Source organism: Duganella sp. GW821-FHT07F09, from assembly GCF_059418705.1.
Map to the genome: position 1 here is coordinate 1 of NZ_JBWKQJ010000021.1, position 14,819 is coordinate 14,819.

The following is a 14,819-nucleotide window of genomic DNA, read 5'->3' on the forward strand; positions in this document are numbered from 1 at the left end:
GCGCGCAACAGCGCCCGGCCCTGGCCGAGCTGGCGCCGGGACACTGGTCGGCCTGCCATCTCAACGATTCGAACCACACCTGACGCGCGGCGGTGGCGGCGTCCCGCCGCGCCGTTTGCCGGCGGTCGCCGGGAAACCCGAAAAGTAGCGCGGAACTCGCGCGCTTCCTTGGCCTACATATGGGCATTCGAACAGTTTCATCCACCAGGGGATCGGCCATGTCAAACGCGTTGTTCGTCCAGTTGGGCGACAAGTTCTGCCAATTGGCGGGGCTGCCGGAGCCGAAGCGGCTACTGGAAGGCAACGCCGTCGAAGTCGACGGCGTGGATTTCTACCTGGTCTACGACGAAGGGGAGGAGCCCGACCATCTGCTGGTCTACGCCGACTTCGGCATGCCGCCGGCGGAGCGCAGGCTCGACGCCTACCAAGCCCTGCTGGAAGTCAATATGGCGATGTACGGCAGCCATCCTCCGGCATTCATGCTGTCACCCGACCAGCACGTGGCGCTGGCCTACCACTATCGCCTCAAGGAGGTGACGGCGGAAAAGCTGATGCATTTGTGTATCGGCGTCGCCGGCCGCGCGCACGAATGGCGACGGCATTATTTTCTGGGCGGGGCCGCCTGATGGCGCGGTCCCCGCCCCCACTCAATCACAATCAAGGAGAATCAGAATGGCCCATGGCATTTCTGGTGTTGGCAACAACGGCTACTTTCGTCACGAGGACGATGATACCCAATTGAAGACGGCCCAGCGCAGCACATTCCAGGCTAGCGCCGGCAACAAGATATCGAACTGGTTCCTGAGCAAGGACAATGGCAAGCTCCAAAAGATCGGCGCCGGCTTGAAGTCGCTGCGCAAGGCCGACCTGGCCACGCGTCGCGTGGTCGGCGGCGCGTCGAGCGGAGTGCAGCGCCTCGGCGTCCGGCTCGGCGCGACCATCGACAAGGTCAAGGTGTTCGACGACCGGTCGGCAAAGCTCCAAGTGGCGCAGCGACGGGACCAAAAACTCGGTCACATCAAGGAGCGCGCCGAATTAAAGAAAATGCGGCTCGATTGGAAAGTCAAGATCAATGCGGCCGCACCGGGCGAGATGGCGGCGGTCATCGCAACGGCCGGCACGCAATTCCAGCAGCGTTTGCGGGAGATGAAATACGTGCCGCTGGAGAACCTGTCGGCGATCGCTCCGCAAAGAAATGTTCCCGTTTTCATGCGGCATGCGAACGGCCACCGCGTACGCACCGCCGACCAAAAGCTGCCATTGGTGGCGCGCAAGGTCGCCGGGATGGGCAGCCGCCAGTATGAGAACGGCGTGACGGGACTCGAGAGGGCGCTCAAGCGCGCCGGGCAATACGGCGCGATCGGCTTGTCCAGCGGCGTGCAGCTGGTCCGGCAGGGATTGTATGCGGCCGCCGCCGGGATGGCGCCGCGCGACAGCGAGGAGCGCAACTCCTTCCTGCGCCATGCCGGACGCGCCCGCGACGCCCGACGCTTGAACAGCGCCGCGCTGCAGGGCAACCAGGCGTTTGTCGACGAATTCGACCAGATCCGCCAGGAGCAGGCCGATAAGCGCGGCGTCTCGCTGGCCGCCGCCGGTTACCAGGAGGTCGCGGCCCCGTCCGGCGCGGCGCCGGCCAAGACGCGCTATTCGGCACGCAAGATGGACGACTACTTTGGCGGTCAGGAAGGCGCGGGAAGAACCAAGAGCCGAAAAATCGCCGCCGTGTATGTCGCGCTGGCCAATCTGGAACCGCGCATGTCGAGCCTGCGTCATGGCCGCAAGGTGAGATGGGCGAGCCGGCAGGCGGATACGCCGAGGATGCGGGAAATCAAGAGTTATCACGAGGCCAAACGCCTCAACGCACAGTTCAAGATCGATACCAGCCGCGCCGCGCTCGACGGCAAGCTGAAGGACATCGTGCGCGGCGCCGGCCCAAGCGGCACCGACCAGGAGACGCCGCCGCCGGACGCCTGACCGTCAACGTCGCGCGGGTTCGACGCCGCCGCGCGACGAACTCTCGCGCACCACCAAGCCGGCCGGGAACACCTGCTGCGCCGGCGCCGAGGATTTGATCCAGCAGCATGCGCACGCCGGCCTGCGCCATTTCCAGCACCGGCGAATGCACGCTCGATAGCGGAGGAATGCTGTAGTCGTCGTAGTGCATATTATCGAAACCGACCACGCTGACGTCGGCCGGCACGCGTACGCCCAGTTCATGCAGGCCTTTGAGCGCGCCGAGCGCCATGCGGTCGCTGGCGAAGATCAGCGCGTCGGGCCGGTCGACGCCGGCGCACAGCTCGCGGGCGATGCGGTGGCCGCTGGCCAGCGACCAGTCGCCGCTGAGCGCCCAGCGGGCGTGGATCTCCAGGCCGTGCTCGCGCATCGCGCGCGCATAGCCGCGCTGGCGCTCCTCGACGTCCTCGTTGCCGCGGCCATCGCGCTCGCCGCCGATGAAGGCGACGCGCCGGCAGCCGCCAGCGTGCAGGTGCGCGACCACCTCGGCCGTCACCGCCTCGTTGTTCTGCGCCACATGGGGGAACGCCGGATCGCGCGTGCCGAACACCACGAACGGCAAACCGTCGCGCTTGAGCCGCTCCAGCACCGGGTGGCCGGTCCGCTCGACCACCGCCACCACGCCGTCGACGCGCCCGGCCAGGAACAGGTCGCGCACGGTGGCGTAGGCCGCCGCGTCGTCGCCGATCTGGCTGCGCTGCATCAGCGTGTAGCCGTGGACGTCGGCCACGCGGCTGAGCACCTGCACCACATTGTTCCAATAGGTGTCCTGGATCTGGAAGGAGCGGTTGTCATAGGTGGCGCGCGCGCCGAAAAAGATGCAGGCCAGCGTGTTGGTGCGGATCGCCCGCATCGAGCGGGCCGCCATGCTCGGTACGAAATTGAGCACGGCGATCGCCTCCCGCACTTTTTTCAGCGTTTTCTCCGCCACCATGTCGGGATGGTTCAACACCAGGGACACGTCTGATAGCTGACGCCAGCCATTTTGGCCACGTCCTTGATGGTCACGCGTTTGATGGTTCTTTCAAGGGTCAAAGCGGTTACCTCGGGATTCGCCGCCGCCCCTCTCCCACCAGGAACTGGGTATCGAAAGCGAACATGTCGTAGAAAACGCAAAACTCGGGCGCGCCCAGTTCGATCACCGGCACCCGCTTTTGCAGCATCTTGAAGCAGTCGGATTGTACCGCGATATACTCGCGCTGCTGCTCCGGCGTCATCCAGTCGACCAGATAGGCGAGCGAGATATGGAAGCCATAGTCGTCGTGGTCGGGCGCGCGCAGTTGCAGCCGTGCCGACAGCCGGTCGCGCAGACGCCGCAGCTTGCGGTTCTCCTGCCCGTCCAGCGGCAGCAGGCGGATGGTGGCGCCGGGATCGCGGCGCAGGCTGAACTCGTCGAGCCGCATGCGCAGCGGCAGCGGGCAGTCCAGCTCGAAGCCTTCGAGCCGGCGTTCCAGATACCGGTGCGAGACGGCCAGCGGCGCGTCGATCGGCAGGCCGGCCGGCCAGATGCCGTTGCGGCGGCTGCTCTCGGTCACGCCTTCGAACACCGTCATGTGATAGCTCGACGGCGGCAACAGCGCCAGACAAGGCGCATAGCTGCCCGCCGCCAGCGTGTCGCGCACGCCGGTCAGCGCGTCCGACAGCGGCGTCGCCATCGGGATGTGGCTGATGATGGTGTTGCCCGGAAAGGGGAACGGACTGCCGTCGGCGTTGAATTTGCGGCCGACCGCCGGCGGCTTGCGCTGGGCGGCGCCGGGCGCGGCCGGCGCTTCGGCCGGGCGGGCGTTGGTGGCCTGGGCGGCGCCGGCCGCGATCGCGGCCAGCGAGGCGTTCAGCATAAAGGCGCGGCGCGGGTTGGTCGTCATATACGGACTCCTTCGATCACAGTTTGAGGTTGAGGCCCACCAGGACCGACGGGTACAGCTTCCAGGCCGACTGCAGCTGGCCGCTGCCGAAATTGTACTGTTGCCCCTGCGAGGTGGCGTTCAGCACGTCCAGCGATAGCGTCGCCCGCTTGGAAATGTCGTACGCCAGTTGGATATCGACGTTGTCGGTGGGCGCCTGATAGCGGTTGAAGATGAAGCCGGACGGCGTGAAGTTGGGGAAGCGGCTGTCCCACAGCTTGCCCAGGTGGCTCCAGGCCAGTTTGGCGTGCACCGGTCCCTTTTCGTAATACAGGGCCGCGTTCCAGATCTGCCTGGGCTGCTGCTGCAGCGCGTCCAGCGCCAGCTTCGATCCGTCGGACAGCGTCACCGGGTAGTGCGCGCGGCTGAAACTGCCGTTGGCGCTGACGCCAAGGCCGTCGAACGGCGCCGGCAGGAAGTTCAGATCCTTGGTCACGCCGAATTCGAGGCCGGTCAGGCGGGTCTGGTCCGGCGTGTTGCGCGCCTGCGTCACCAGTACCTGGGTCGGCACGCCGTTGACCGGCATCGTTCGCATCTGGCCGAAATTGAAGATTTCATCCCTGATGCGTTTGTGGAACAGCGCCATCGAGACGATGCCGCGCCCTCCGTCCAAATACCATTCGTGGCCAAGATCGAGGTTGGTCGACAGGCGCGGTTTCAGATCCGGGTTGCCGGTCGAAAGCGTCGTCACGCCGGCGCTGGTGTTGAGCGCGCCGCCGTGGGTCGCGATCTGGTCGAAACGCGGGCGCCCCACGGTTTGCGACGCGCCGATGCGCAGTTTGCTCTCCGGTCCCGTCTCCATCACCGCGGTCACCGACGGCAGCAGATTGCTGTAGGCGCTCGACGTCGACGCCGGCGCGTAGACGCCGTTGGTGGCTTGGTAGCCGCCGCTGTCGAAGCGCGTGCGCTCCAGGCGCAGGCCGCCGACCACCAGCCAGCCGTCGGTGCGGAACTGGGCCTGCGCGTACGCGGCGTCGACGTGTTCGCGCAGGTCGTAGGTGTTGCCGTATTGCGAGGCCAGATCGACGCTGGTTTTTTCGGTGGCGCCATACCGGGCGAAGGCGGCGTCGGCCAGCCCGAAATCGATCACGGGAATACGGGTGTTGCAGGCCACCGCGCACAAGCCGCCGCCGACGACGACATCGGCCAGCGTGTACGGCGCGCCGCCGTAGTCGGTGCGGTGGAACGAGGTGGCGGAATCGGTCAGCAGGGCGCGCGCGCCGACGGCGCCGCCCCAGCCCCGGCTGTCGTCGCCCATGTTGTATTTGAGGTTGGTCTGCGCATCCTTGACGCTGGCCTCGTAAAACGTGCCTTCGACCCGGTGGTATTGCAGCGCGTAGCGGCGCGGATCGGCGGCGTTGGGCGACACCGCCGTGAACACGGGGTACTTGCCGCTCCAGTCGTAGTTGAAGGCCAGGCCGGGCTGGATGAATCGTTCCCAGGTCTGCGGGTTGTCGACCGTCGATTTGGACAGGCTGGCGCGGACGTCGGCCGTCAGTTGCGGCCGCAGGTCGATTTTGAACTCGCCATTGGCGCCGTACAGACCCCGGTTCCAGCGCAGCCGCCCGACGTCCGCCGTCTGCGAGACGGGACCGAGGGTGCCGCCGGTGGCGCTCTGGTTGCTGGCCCTGGCCGAGCCGTCGACCGCGGCCAGCAGCCCGTAGCGGTCCGAGTATTCCTTCTGGCGGAAGTCGTAGGCGCCGACGTAGGCGCTCACCGCGTCTTGCGGCCGCCAGTCCAGCCGCGCGGTCAGGCCGGTGCGGGTGCGGGTATTGTCGTAGTTGTACCAGCGCCGCTCGGCGGGCACCGCATAGCCGTTGCCGCCACCGAAGACGGCGCTGCGCGCGCCCGTGTCGCCGTAGCTGGCCAAGGCGCCGCCGCTCTCGATTTGCGGCACGTTGATCTCGCGGCTCCAGTAGCTGGCCGTGGTCATCAGGCCGAAGCTGTTGTTCGGGCCGAAGCGCGTGGCCCAACGGCCTTGCGCTTCGCCGATGGGGCGCGCGCCGCCGGACTGGGACCGGCCGAAATTCTTGCCCGCCTTGGCGGAAAAATTGAGCAGGCCCTCGCGGTAGTTGAAGGCGCCGCCGCCGACCAGGTTGACCACGCCGCCGATGGCGCCGCCGTCGGTCTCGGGCAGGGGGCTCTTGGTCACGTCGACCCTGCGCACGAAGTTGGACGGCAGCACCTCCATGTAGAGTTGGCGCCCCCCGACGTCGGCGGTGGCCAGCGTGAAGCCGTCGATCAACGTGGTGTTGTAGTTGGCGTTCAGGCCGCGGACGACGACGAAGCGCGGTTCGCCCTGATAGCTGAGCGTGGCCACGCCGGTCACCCGCTTGAGCACATCGCCCACGTTGAAGTCGGGAAGTTTGCCGATTTCGTCGGCGGCGATGGTATCGACCATGGCGACCGCGTCGCGCTTGGTGGCGATGGTCTTGGCGTTCGACGAGCGCACGCCCTTGATTTCAACCGTTTGCGGTTCCTCCTGCGCCGCCGCGTCGAGGGCGCCGGTGAGCAGCGCCGCGCCCATCGCGATGGCGGTCAGCGGGATGCGGAAGACAAGTGGAGGGCGGGGGCGTGTCGACATTAACTTCTCCATGATGGAATATCAATAAAATTAGAACGTTCTAATTTTTTTTGGAGGCCAACCCGGGGCGGCACATAAATTAGAACGTTCTAATTGTATTGCCGCAATATTTCAGGAGAATGACAGCGAGGGCGACGCAAGGATGGCCGATTCGGGTATCGGCACGACGGTCACGCCGCACAGGCCGAAGCGTTCGGTGGCGGCGTCGATCGCGTCGATGCTACACCGGACCAGCGCGGCGTATTCATAGCTTTGGAATTCTGTTCTGACACGGACGGAAAATTTCTGCATGGTTGATCGCTCCCATTGCTGCCTGCTGGCCGCCGGCATGTGGTAGCGGCGGGAAATCGCTTATCAGTGGCGCGCGGCGGCGGAAAAGTTCGGCGGCGGGGGCGGCGATGCCCGCGATTGTTTCTTTTGTAAAAACAGTGTATCGTTTTGCGTGTTGAAGCGAGGCTATCGATACATGGCAGTTTCTCGATGGCATCCCGAGATGCCGCGCCCGTCCGCCGCGTTTCGCCGGCGGCTTGACATCCCCGGTGGCATCGCCGCCAAGTCGATACAGCGCGTCCCCGCGGGCAAGCGCCGAGCTTTTCTGCGAAAATGACGCCCCCCACATCCCGGTGAAAAATAAGGAAGTTATTAATGAGTTATACCGTCGACGCCGTCAGCAAAGCGATTGAATTGCTGTTTCTTGTGGCCGAAGAAGGCGGCAATGGCGTGACCGAGCTGGCCAAGCGCTCGGGCAACACCAAGGCACGCGCCTACCGTTTGCTGACCACGCTGGAAGAGTGCGGGCTGGTGCGCCGCCAGTTGCCGATGGCGACCTATAGCCTGGGCTATCGCACCTTGATCCTGGGCACGGCGGCGCAAAGCCAGTTAAGCCTGATCAACGTGGCCAACAATATATTGGAAGACATCGGCAAGGAGTGCAATGAAAGCGTGCTGGTGCGCATCCGCGACGGCGCCGAGACGGTGTGCGTGGCGTGGTGGGACGCGCCCCACGCGATCCGCGTGCACAGCCAGCTGGGGGACCGCCGCCCCCTGTTCGCCGGCGCTTCCGGAAAATTGTTGCTGGCCTATGCCCCGCAGGAAACGCAAAGCGCCATCCTGACGGGCAAACTGGAAAAATTCACCGCCAACACGATCATCAAGCAAGGCGAACTCAAGAAAGAATTGAAGACCATCCTCGCCGACGGCTTCAGCATTTCTTTCTCGGAAAAGACGGCGGACATGGTGGCCGTCGCCGCGCCCGTGCGCGACGCCAGCGACGCCGTGGTGGCGTCGTTGGCCATGACGGCGCCGGCGAGCAGGGTGTCCAAGGACAGCCTGGGAAAATACGTCAAGATCATCACGCACGCCGCCACGCGGTTTTCCGGCTTGCTCGGTCACGTCGAGAGCCGTTGAGGCCGCGCCGCCGCGGCGCCTTGCGCTGAGCGGCGCGCGCTGGTTTGTATTTCGGTGTTATCCCACATGGCGCGGCCCTGGAACTCCGCAGCCCGCCATGCCACAGATCGGACACCCGGCGGCGCCGGTACGTCTAGCTCTTGGAGAACGCCGATGACCAGCATCGCACCCCTGTCCCATTCCCTTTTAACCGCCACGCTCGCTTCCCCGTCCCCCGCCTGCGGGCCCGCGCCGGCCGCCGGCACGCCTGGCGCGCCACCGGCCGAGGCGCCCAAGGACGCCCGGCCCCTGGCTCCCTACCCTTCGGGCGCGCTGCAGCGTCCGGCCTGGCTGGGCGGCCTGTTCGGGCATGCAGGCAGCCAGACCCTGGTGGCGCTGGACAGCGAGGTCTCGGCGGAGAGCGAAGCGACGCTCACGGCCCGCCGCGTCGTGCTGGAGGCGATCCAATCCGGGCTGCGCGGCGATGAACGCGTGGGCCTGCTGCCGGGCGGGCATCCGCTGGCGCGGTTCGCCGCCGGCAAGCTCGATCACGCCTACGTCGATAGCGCCCACTTCAAGGTGCTCGCCGGCGGCGGCGAACCGCTCGGCGATCCGGCCCGCTATCCCGTCTTTGTCGACTCCAAAAGCGGTACGCTGGTGGTCGACCTGGCGCGCGCTTTCCTGCCCGGAGACCGGCTCAGCGCCGGCGCCCGCGAGGGGCTGGCCCGGGCGCTGCGCACCCGCGCGGCGGGACTGGATGACGCCGAATGGCTGCCCGCCGCCGCGCCGCGGGCGTTGAAACCGGCCCGCCGGCTGGCCCAATCCCGGCCGGCCGCGGACGCCAAGGCCGCCGACGCGGAGCAGGAGCCGCGTCCCATCCGCCGCCGCAACAAGCTGTACCTGGACTATGCCTACGGCGGCAAGCGGATAGCGTCGCAGACCGCCGGCGCCGACTTCTACCTGCCCAACAAGCATCACGGCATTGCCGACCTGGCCGCGCGCGCGGCGCGCCACCGCGCCGCCTTCAGCCACGCGAACTACCTGGCCAACACGGATGGCGGGAATGTCGAGCGCAGGGAGTTCATCATCCATCGCGGCATGATCGATAACCGCAATGGCGTGCCTGAAAACTCCATCGCCGCCATCGATTCGGCCTACAAGAAAGGTTTTTTCGGTATCGAAATCGACGTGCAGGTGACCGCCGACGGCGTGCCCGTCCTTATGCACGACTTCACGGCCGGCCGCATGACCGCCGACGGCGACAACCGCCTGGTCGGCGACCTCCAGTCGGCCGACATCCTGAACCGCAATCTGGTGATACGCCGCCCGGACACGGGCGACTTCGTGGTCACCGGCGAGAAGGTGCCGAGTGTCGAGGCCGCGCTGCGCCATGTGCTCGAGAACAATCCCGGCATGTCCGTCTTCCTCGATTGCAAGGAGTCGACGCCGGACGTCGCCATCGCCCTGCTGGTCGACAACCCGGAATTCCGTCCCATGGCGGGCGTCAAGCTGTATGGCCGCACCTACGCCGGCGGCTTCGATCAGCTGGTGGGCAACCTGCAGCAGCGCTACGGCATCCATCCTTCCGATCCGGCCGACCGCGGGCGGCGTCGGCAACTGCTCGCCGACCTCAAGGACATCAACCTGGTGCCCATCCTGAGCGAGGCCTTCCTGCGCGACACCGATATGCTCGGGTACTTCCTGCCCAATCCGCTGGGTGAAAAAATCGATCCGGCCAAGGTGACGCCGCGGCAGATGGCGGACGCGGGGCTTGGATGGCTGAACAGCTGGCGCGGCCTGCATCCGGTCGTCGTCGAGGCGGTCCAGACCGACAAGGGGAAGCCGGAAGGCCGGGCGATGGGCATCATCCGCGCGGGGCTGCGCGATCCGTCCAGCGCCTACGCCAGGATTCCTTTCTCGGGCTCTTACCGCTACGAGGACTTCTCGCACAACAAGCGGTATTTCACGTGGGACGTCCACGGCGGCATCAAGCCGGTGCCCGACAAGGAATTCGACGCCCGCCGCGGCACCGCAGGGGCTTTCCGCAACGAGGCCGAGAACCTGCTGACCGACCAGCCGGACGAGGAGGCGCTGGCCATGCTCGACGACGAGCAACTGGAACGCGGGCATTCGGGCTACGAAATAGGCCTGCCGGCGGGCGCCACGGTCGATACCCGGCTGAACCAGGACAATGTGCGGCAACGCATCGATGAGTTCCTGGCCGGCAAACCGAAGATCGACCACGAGCGCATCGCGGCGGTCCGCGGCGGCATGATCGACGACCGTGAGGCCGGCCTCGGCGAGGACGGACCGGAGCGTCGCTAGGCCCGTCCGTCGCCATGTCCGGCGCCGCCGGCGGGGCGTCGCGCCGACCAAGGACTCCCCCGTAAGATCTATATTTGTATCGTCAGGTAATACGTGATATTTTTTGATGAAACATTGTTGACGACCCCGGCATTGCTGTTTACCATATTGTCTATCGTTACATTGGTTTGCACAGTGATACGATAAGAGGCTAATAAGATGATATAAGGGTTTGTCCAACTAACTACCGCAAGACTTGCATCGGGGAGAGCAAAATGAGGAAATCAGCATTCGGGCTGTTGTGTCTGGGGGCCTGCTGCGCGGCGCACGCCCAAAGCAACGTCGAGGTGTATGGCATCATGACCGGCGGCGTGGGGTATGTCGATAAGATAGCCACCACCGGCCGCGACACCGGCAACCGCGTCGGCCTCGATTCGGGCCAATACACGCAATCGCGGCTCGGGTTTCGCGGGGTCGAAGACCTGGGCGGCGGCCTGAAAGCTGATTTTGTGATCGAGAGCGGTTTTACCATCGACAACGGCGCCTCCGGGCAGAACGGCGCGACGTTCGGCCGCCGCACCACCATCGGGTTGAGCGGCGCCCTCGGCGAGGTGCAGCTGGGCCGTCGCAAGGACTACACCGACTTCATCGCCAGGCGCTACGCGACCGCTTCGCGCATGCTGGTCTTCACCGGCAAGGCGCACGCCAACAACCTCGATCGCTCGACCGGCGAACGGGCCAACAACATGGTGTATTACCTGTCGCCGAATGTCGGCGGCTTCCAGGCGAACCTCACCTACGCGTTCGGCGAGCGGGCCGATTCGACCGGCGCCGGCCAGTCGCTGGGCCTGGGCGGCAATTACGAGCGCGGTCCGCTGGGCGTCGGCTTCGCGTATTGGCAATCGAAGAAGGCCGCCACCGTCGGCTCGGTGGCGACCAACACCAGCAGCGACCAGGGCGCGGCCAGCAATGCCGGCTGCAACACGGCCACGCTCGGCAACACCGGCGATATCTGCACCAAGGTCTGGATGCTGGGCAGCAGCTACCGTTTCGGCGATCTGACGTTGCGCGGCACGTATTCCCTGGTCAAACAGCCGTTGGTGAACGCGTCGTCGGGCGCGGCGCCCAATTTCGCGGCCGCCTTCACGGCCGCCCCCGGTGTGGCGGCCTTCGCCGCCGGCGGCATCAACAACTCCCGGGCCGACATCCTCGACGTCGGCGCCGACCACCGGATCGGCAACTGGCTGCTCAAGGGAAGCATCATCTACTCGCGCTACGACTTCGTCGGCGCCTCCACCCGGGGCAAGCTGGCCGAGCTGGTGCTCGGCGCGGACTACAACCTGTCCAAGCGCACGGCCTTGTACGGCATGATCGCCAACATGCGCGTGGCGGACATGTATAGCCCGGGGCTGACCAGCAATGGCACGCCGGGCATCGATAATACGCAAAACGCCTTGGCGCTGGGCATCTTGCATCGTTTTTGAGCCTGTCGGGTAGTCCGGGGTTTCTTGCTTGCCAATCCCGTGTCCGGGATTGGCTTTTTTCTGGGCGAATGTCCGGTGCTTCCAACTGGTGAGATGACCTTATGCCGGGATGTGACATGTATGACTGATTACACGATCGACGCCGTCGAAGAGGCCCTGGGCTTGCTTCTGATCGTTGCCAAGACGCCGGGGCTGGGCGTGACGGAATTGGCCCTGCGGTCCGGCGTCACCAAGGCGCGGGCGTTTCGCATGCTCCACACGCTTGAGAAAAGCGGCCTGCTGTTTCGGGACGGCCATACGCCGACCTATTCGCTGGGCTACAACGCCTTGTATCTCGGCGTCGCGGCGGAGGGGCAGATCAGTCTTGCCAGGCTGGCCAAGAATTATTTGCGGGAAGTCGGCGTCGCCTGCAACGAAAATGTACAGCTGCGCATCCGCGATGGCATCGAATCGGTCTGCATCGCCCGCTGGGAGTCCACCCATCATGTGCGTGTGCAGACCGAACTGGGTAATCGCCGCCCCTTGTACGTCGGCGCTTCGGGCAAGATCCTGCTGGCGTTCGCTCCGGACGACATCAAGGACCACGTGCTCAATACCGAGCGTATGCGTTATACCAGCGCGACCCTCGTCAGCCGAAGCAGCCTGAAGCAGTCGATGGGTAAAATCCTGCGCGCGGGGTACGCGGTGTCCCATGGCGAAATGTCGGTCGAGGCGGTGGCGGTGGCGGCGCCGGTCTTCAACGCCAATGCCGATGTCATCGCCGCGATCAGCATCGCCGGCCCGGCCAGCCGCGTCAGGAAGCATGAAATTGAAGGAATGAGGGGACTGGTCGTCAAGGCGGCGCGGGAATTGTCCTTGAACCTGGGATATCGTTGAGGCGGTCCGGATACCCGGCTTTTCTATGAATATGTTTTTAATGAAGCCTATGAGGAGGGGATGGAATGTTTAAGGTCGTGAGGAAGGTCTTTGCCGCGGCGTGTCTGGCCGTTGGTGTGTGCGGCGCGGTGGCGCAGGCGGCCGATTTGAAAATCGGCTTCAAGGCGGAGGTCACGTCGGCCGATCCGCATGTGCTCAACAGCGCGAACCGCAATATATGGGCGCATGTCTACGATTCGCTGGTGGACCAGGACTCCCAGCTGCGTCCCAGGCCGGGTCTGGCGTTGTCATGGCGCATGCTCAACCCGACCACCTGGGAATTCAAGTTGCGTCCCAACGTCAAGTTCCAGAACGGCGCGGCCATGACGGCCGACGACGTCAAGTATTCCATCGAGCGCGCGCTGGGCCTGTCCGGCCCCCGCACTTTCCGCTCCTACCTGAGGGACGTGGAGGCGGTCAGCGTCAGCGATCCGCTGACCATCCAGGTGAAAACCAAGCATGTCAGCCCTACGCTGCCGGACAACCTCGGCCTGATCGCCATCCTGCCGAAATCGCTGGGCGGCAACGTCAGCGAGGACAGTTTTGCCAACGGCAAGTCGGCGATCGGCACCGGCCCCTATATGTTCGCCGCTTGGGCCCATGGCCAGAAACTGGTGTTGAAGAAAAATCCTTCCTATTGGGGCGAGAAGGAGCCGTGGGACACGGTGACGTTCCAGTTCATTCCGCGCGAGCCGGCGCGGGCGGCGGCGCTGTTGTCGGGGTCGGTGGATATCATCAACGACATCACCGCCAACATGGAGGGTTCGTTCCGGGGCAACTACCAGATCGCCTCGGTGACCTCCTACATGCTCAACTATCTGGCGCTGGACCAGTTCCGCGACAGCTCGCCCTTCATCAAGGACGCGGGCGGCGCGCCGCTGAAGAAGAATCCGTTGAAGGAGCTCAAGGTCCGCCAGGCCCTGATGACCGCCATCAACCGCGAGGCCATCATCAAGTTCCTGATGAAGGGCGACGCCACCGCCGCCGAACAACTGGTGCCGAAAGGTTTCCTGGGCTATGACCCGGCGCTGAAATTGCCCGCCTACGACCTGGGCAAGGCCAAGGCCCTGCTGGGCGAGGCTGGTTACCCGAACGGATTCCAGCTCACCATCCACTGTCCCAACAACCGCTATATCAACGACGCCAAACTGTGCGAGGCGGTGGCGCAGGTCTTCAGCCAGATCGGCGTCAAGACCGAGGTGGCGAGGATGCCGTACGCGGTGTTCCAGACCCGCGCCTTCGGCGGCGGACCGAACGGCGAGCTGGAGTTCAGCGTGTTCCTGGTCGGCAATGGCGCGGTCACCGGCGATTCGCTGACCGGCCTGGTGTCGACCATCCACTCGTTCAACAAGGCGTCGGCGACCGGCGTGAGCAATTACGGCCGCTATGGCAACCAGGAGGTCGATGCCCTGATCGACAAGGCGTCGGCCACGACCGACGAGGCGGCGCGCGCCGACCTGCAGCGGCAGGCGGCCCAAATGGCGTTGAACGACGGCGCCATCGTTCCGCTGCTGCATCTGAACGCGGCCTGGGCCATGAAGAAGAATATCGCCATCACGCCGCGCGCCGACGCCTTCACCAGGGCGATGGACATCCGTTCCAAATAGGGCGGCCCGGGGCCGGCCCGTCCGCTACAAGCCCATCTTGCTGAAGGCCTCGGTGGCGCGGATCAGCTCGGTGGCCACCTGCACCACCGGCACCCGTTGCGCCGTCGCCTGCCGGCGGATGGCCTCGTAGGCCTCGCTGGCGCCGACGCCCTTGCGTTCGGCCAGGATATGGACGGCCTTCTCGATCTCCCGGCGCGAGCGCAGCGTGTCCTCGAGCCGTTTGACCTTGTTGTTCAGGCGTTTCTTGTAATCGTTCGACGAGCGCGCCAGCACGAGCGTGCTCAGGATGCCGAACGAGCGGAACGGCTTGGAGATGACGGCGCTGGCGTTGGTTTCGAGCAGCGCGCCGAGCACGGTGGGATTCTCATAGTCGATCAGCGCGATCAGCGCCGCCTCGGTCTCGGTCTGGCACCAGTCGGCGCTGGGGCTCTGCTCGCGGTCGACCATGAAGAAAATGACGTCGGCGTCGGGCGGCCGGGTCAGGCAGAACGGCCAGATCCAGCGCACCTGGCAGCCGATGCGCTTGAGCTGCCCCTGCAGGATGTCGCGGTCCTCACCCGGCGGATGAATCACGGCCACGCGCAAATGGCGCAAGTCGTCGAAGAGTCTGCTCATCTCGGGT

12 protein-coding genes are annotated in these 14,819 nt (G+C 65.4%); 7 read left to right on the forward strand and 5 right to left on the reverse strand.

The features are described from left to right. Nucleotides 1-218 precede the first annotated feature (218 nt). Together AC07P1_RS31865 and AC07P1_RS31870 are read left to right on the forward strand one after the other, a co-directional pair. On the forward strand, nucleotides 219-626 hold the full coding sequence (locus tag AC07P1_RS31865; protein WP_494699608.1) for a CesT family type III secretion system chaperone: 408 nt from the start codon (nucleotides 219-221) through the stop codon (nucleotides 624-626). Between the two features lie 46 nt (nucleotides 627-672). Beyond that, nucleotides 673-1,974: a hypothetical protein gene (locus AC07P1_RS31870; protein ID WP_494699609.1), complete on the forward strand. Its 1,302-nt coding sequence runs from the start codon at nucleotides 673-675 to the stop codon at nucleotides 1,972-1,974. On the opposite strand, the gene AC07P1_RS31875 is transcribed toward AC07P1_RS31870, so the two are convergent. The 4 genes from AC07P1_RS31875 to AC07P1_RS31890 form a co-directional block, all read right to left on the reverse strand. Further along, the gene (locus AC07P1_RS31875; protein WP_494699610.1) at nucleotides 1,868-2,965 is read right to left on the reverse strand and encodes a LacI family DNA-binding transcriptional regulator; all 1,098 of its coding nucleotides are present in this window, start codon (nucleotides 2,963-2,965) and stop codon (nucleotides 1,868-1,870) included. The genes AC07P1_RS31870 and AC07P1_RS31875 overlap by 107 nt on opposite strands. A gap of 88 nt (nucleotides 2,966-3,053) precedes the next feature. Then, complete coding sequence (locus tag AC07P1_RS31880; RefSeq protein WP_494699611.1) at nucleotides 3,054-3,878, reverse strand: DUF1868 domain-containing protein; 825 nt, start codon at nucleotides 3,876-3,878, stop codon at nucleotides 3,054-3,056. 16 nt (nucleotides 3,879-3,894) lie between these two features. Beyond that, a complete protein-coding gene (locus AC07P1_RS31885; RefSeq protein WP_494699612.1) occupies nucleotides 3,895-6,501 on the reverse strand; it encodes a TonB-dependent receptor in 2,607 nt (868 codons plus the stop codon). A gap of 111 nt (nucleotides 6,502-6,612) precedes the next feature. Beyond that, nucleotides 6,613-6,792: a hypothetical protein gene (locus AC07P1_RS31890; protein ID WP_494699613.1), complete on the reverse strand. Its 180-nt coding sequence runs from the start codon at nucleotides 6,790-6,792 to the stop codon at nucleotides 6,613-6,615. Between the two features lie 354 nt (nucleotides 6,793-7,146). On the opposite strand from AC07P1_RS31890, the gene AC07P1_RS31895 reads away from it, so the two are divergent. From AC07P1_RS31895 to AC07P1_RS31915, 5 genes are all read left to right on the forward strand, one after another. After that, nucleotides 7,147-7,908, forward strand: a complete 762-nt coding sequence (locus tag AC07P1_RS31895; RefSeq protein ID WP_494699614.1) for an IclR family transcriptional regulator — start codon at nucleotides 7,147-7,149, stop codon at nucleotides 7,906-7,908. A gap of 153 nt (nucleotides 7,909-8,061) precedes the next feature. Next, complete coding sequence (locus tag AC07P1_RS31900) at nucleotides 8,062-10,212, forward strand: glycerophosphodiester phosphodiesterase family protein (protein ID WP_494699615.1); 2,151 nt, start codon at nucleotides 8,062-8,064, stop codon at nucleotides 10,210-10,212. Between the two features lie 254 nt (nucleotides 10,213-10,466). Continuing rightward, nucleotides 10,467-11,675 carry a porin gene (locus AC07P1_RS31905; protein ID WP_494699616.1) on the forward strand — a complete coding sequence of 403 codons (1,209 nt, stop codon included), beginning with the start codon at nucleotides 10,467-10,469 and terminating at the stop codon, nucleotides 11,673-11,675. 120 nt (nucleotides 11,676-11,795) lie between these two features. After that, on the forward strand, nucleotides 11,796-12,551 hold the full coding sequence (locus tag AC07P1_RS31910) for an IclR family transcriptional regulator (RefSeq protein ID WP_494699617.1): 756 nt from the start codon (nucleotides 11,796-11,798) through the stop codon (nucleotides 12,549-12,551). A 65-nt stretch (nucleotides 12,552-12,616) separates the two neighbouring features. Continuing rightward, complete coding sequence (locus AC07P1_RS31915) at nucleotides 12,617-14,197, forward strand: ABC transporter substrate-binding protein (RefSeq protein WP_494699618.1); 1,581 nt, start codon at nucleotides 12,617-12,619, stop codon at nucleotides 14,195-14,197. Nucleotides 14,198-14,221: 24 nt separating this feature from the next. Here AC07P1_RS31915 and AC07P1_RS31920 read toward each other — a convergent pair whose 3' ends face one another. Beyond that, a complete protein-coding gene (locus AC07P1_RS31920) occupies nucleotides 14,222-14,812 on the reverse strand; it encodes an ANTAR domain-containing response regulator (RefSeq protein WP_494699619.1) in 591 nt (196 codons plus the stop codon). Nucleotides 14,813-14,819 lie beyond the last annotated feature (7 nt).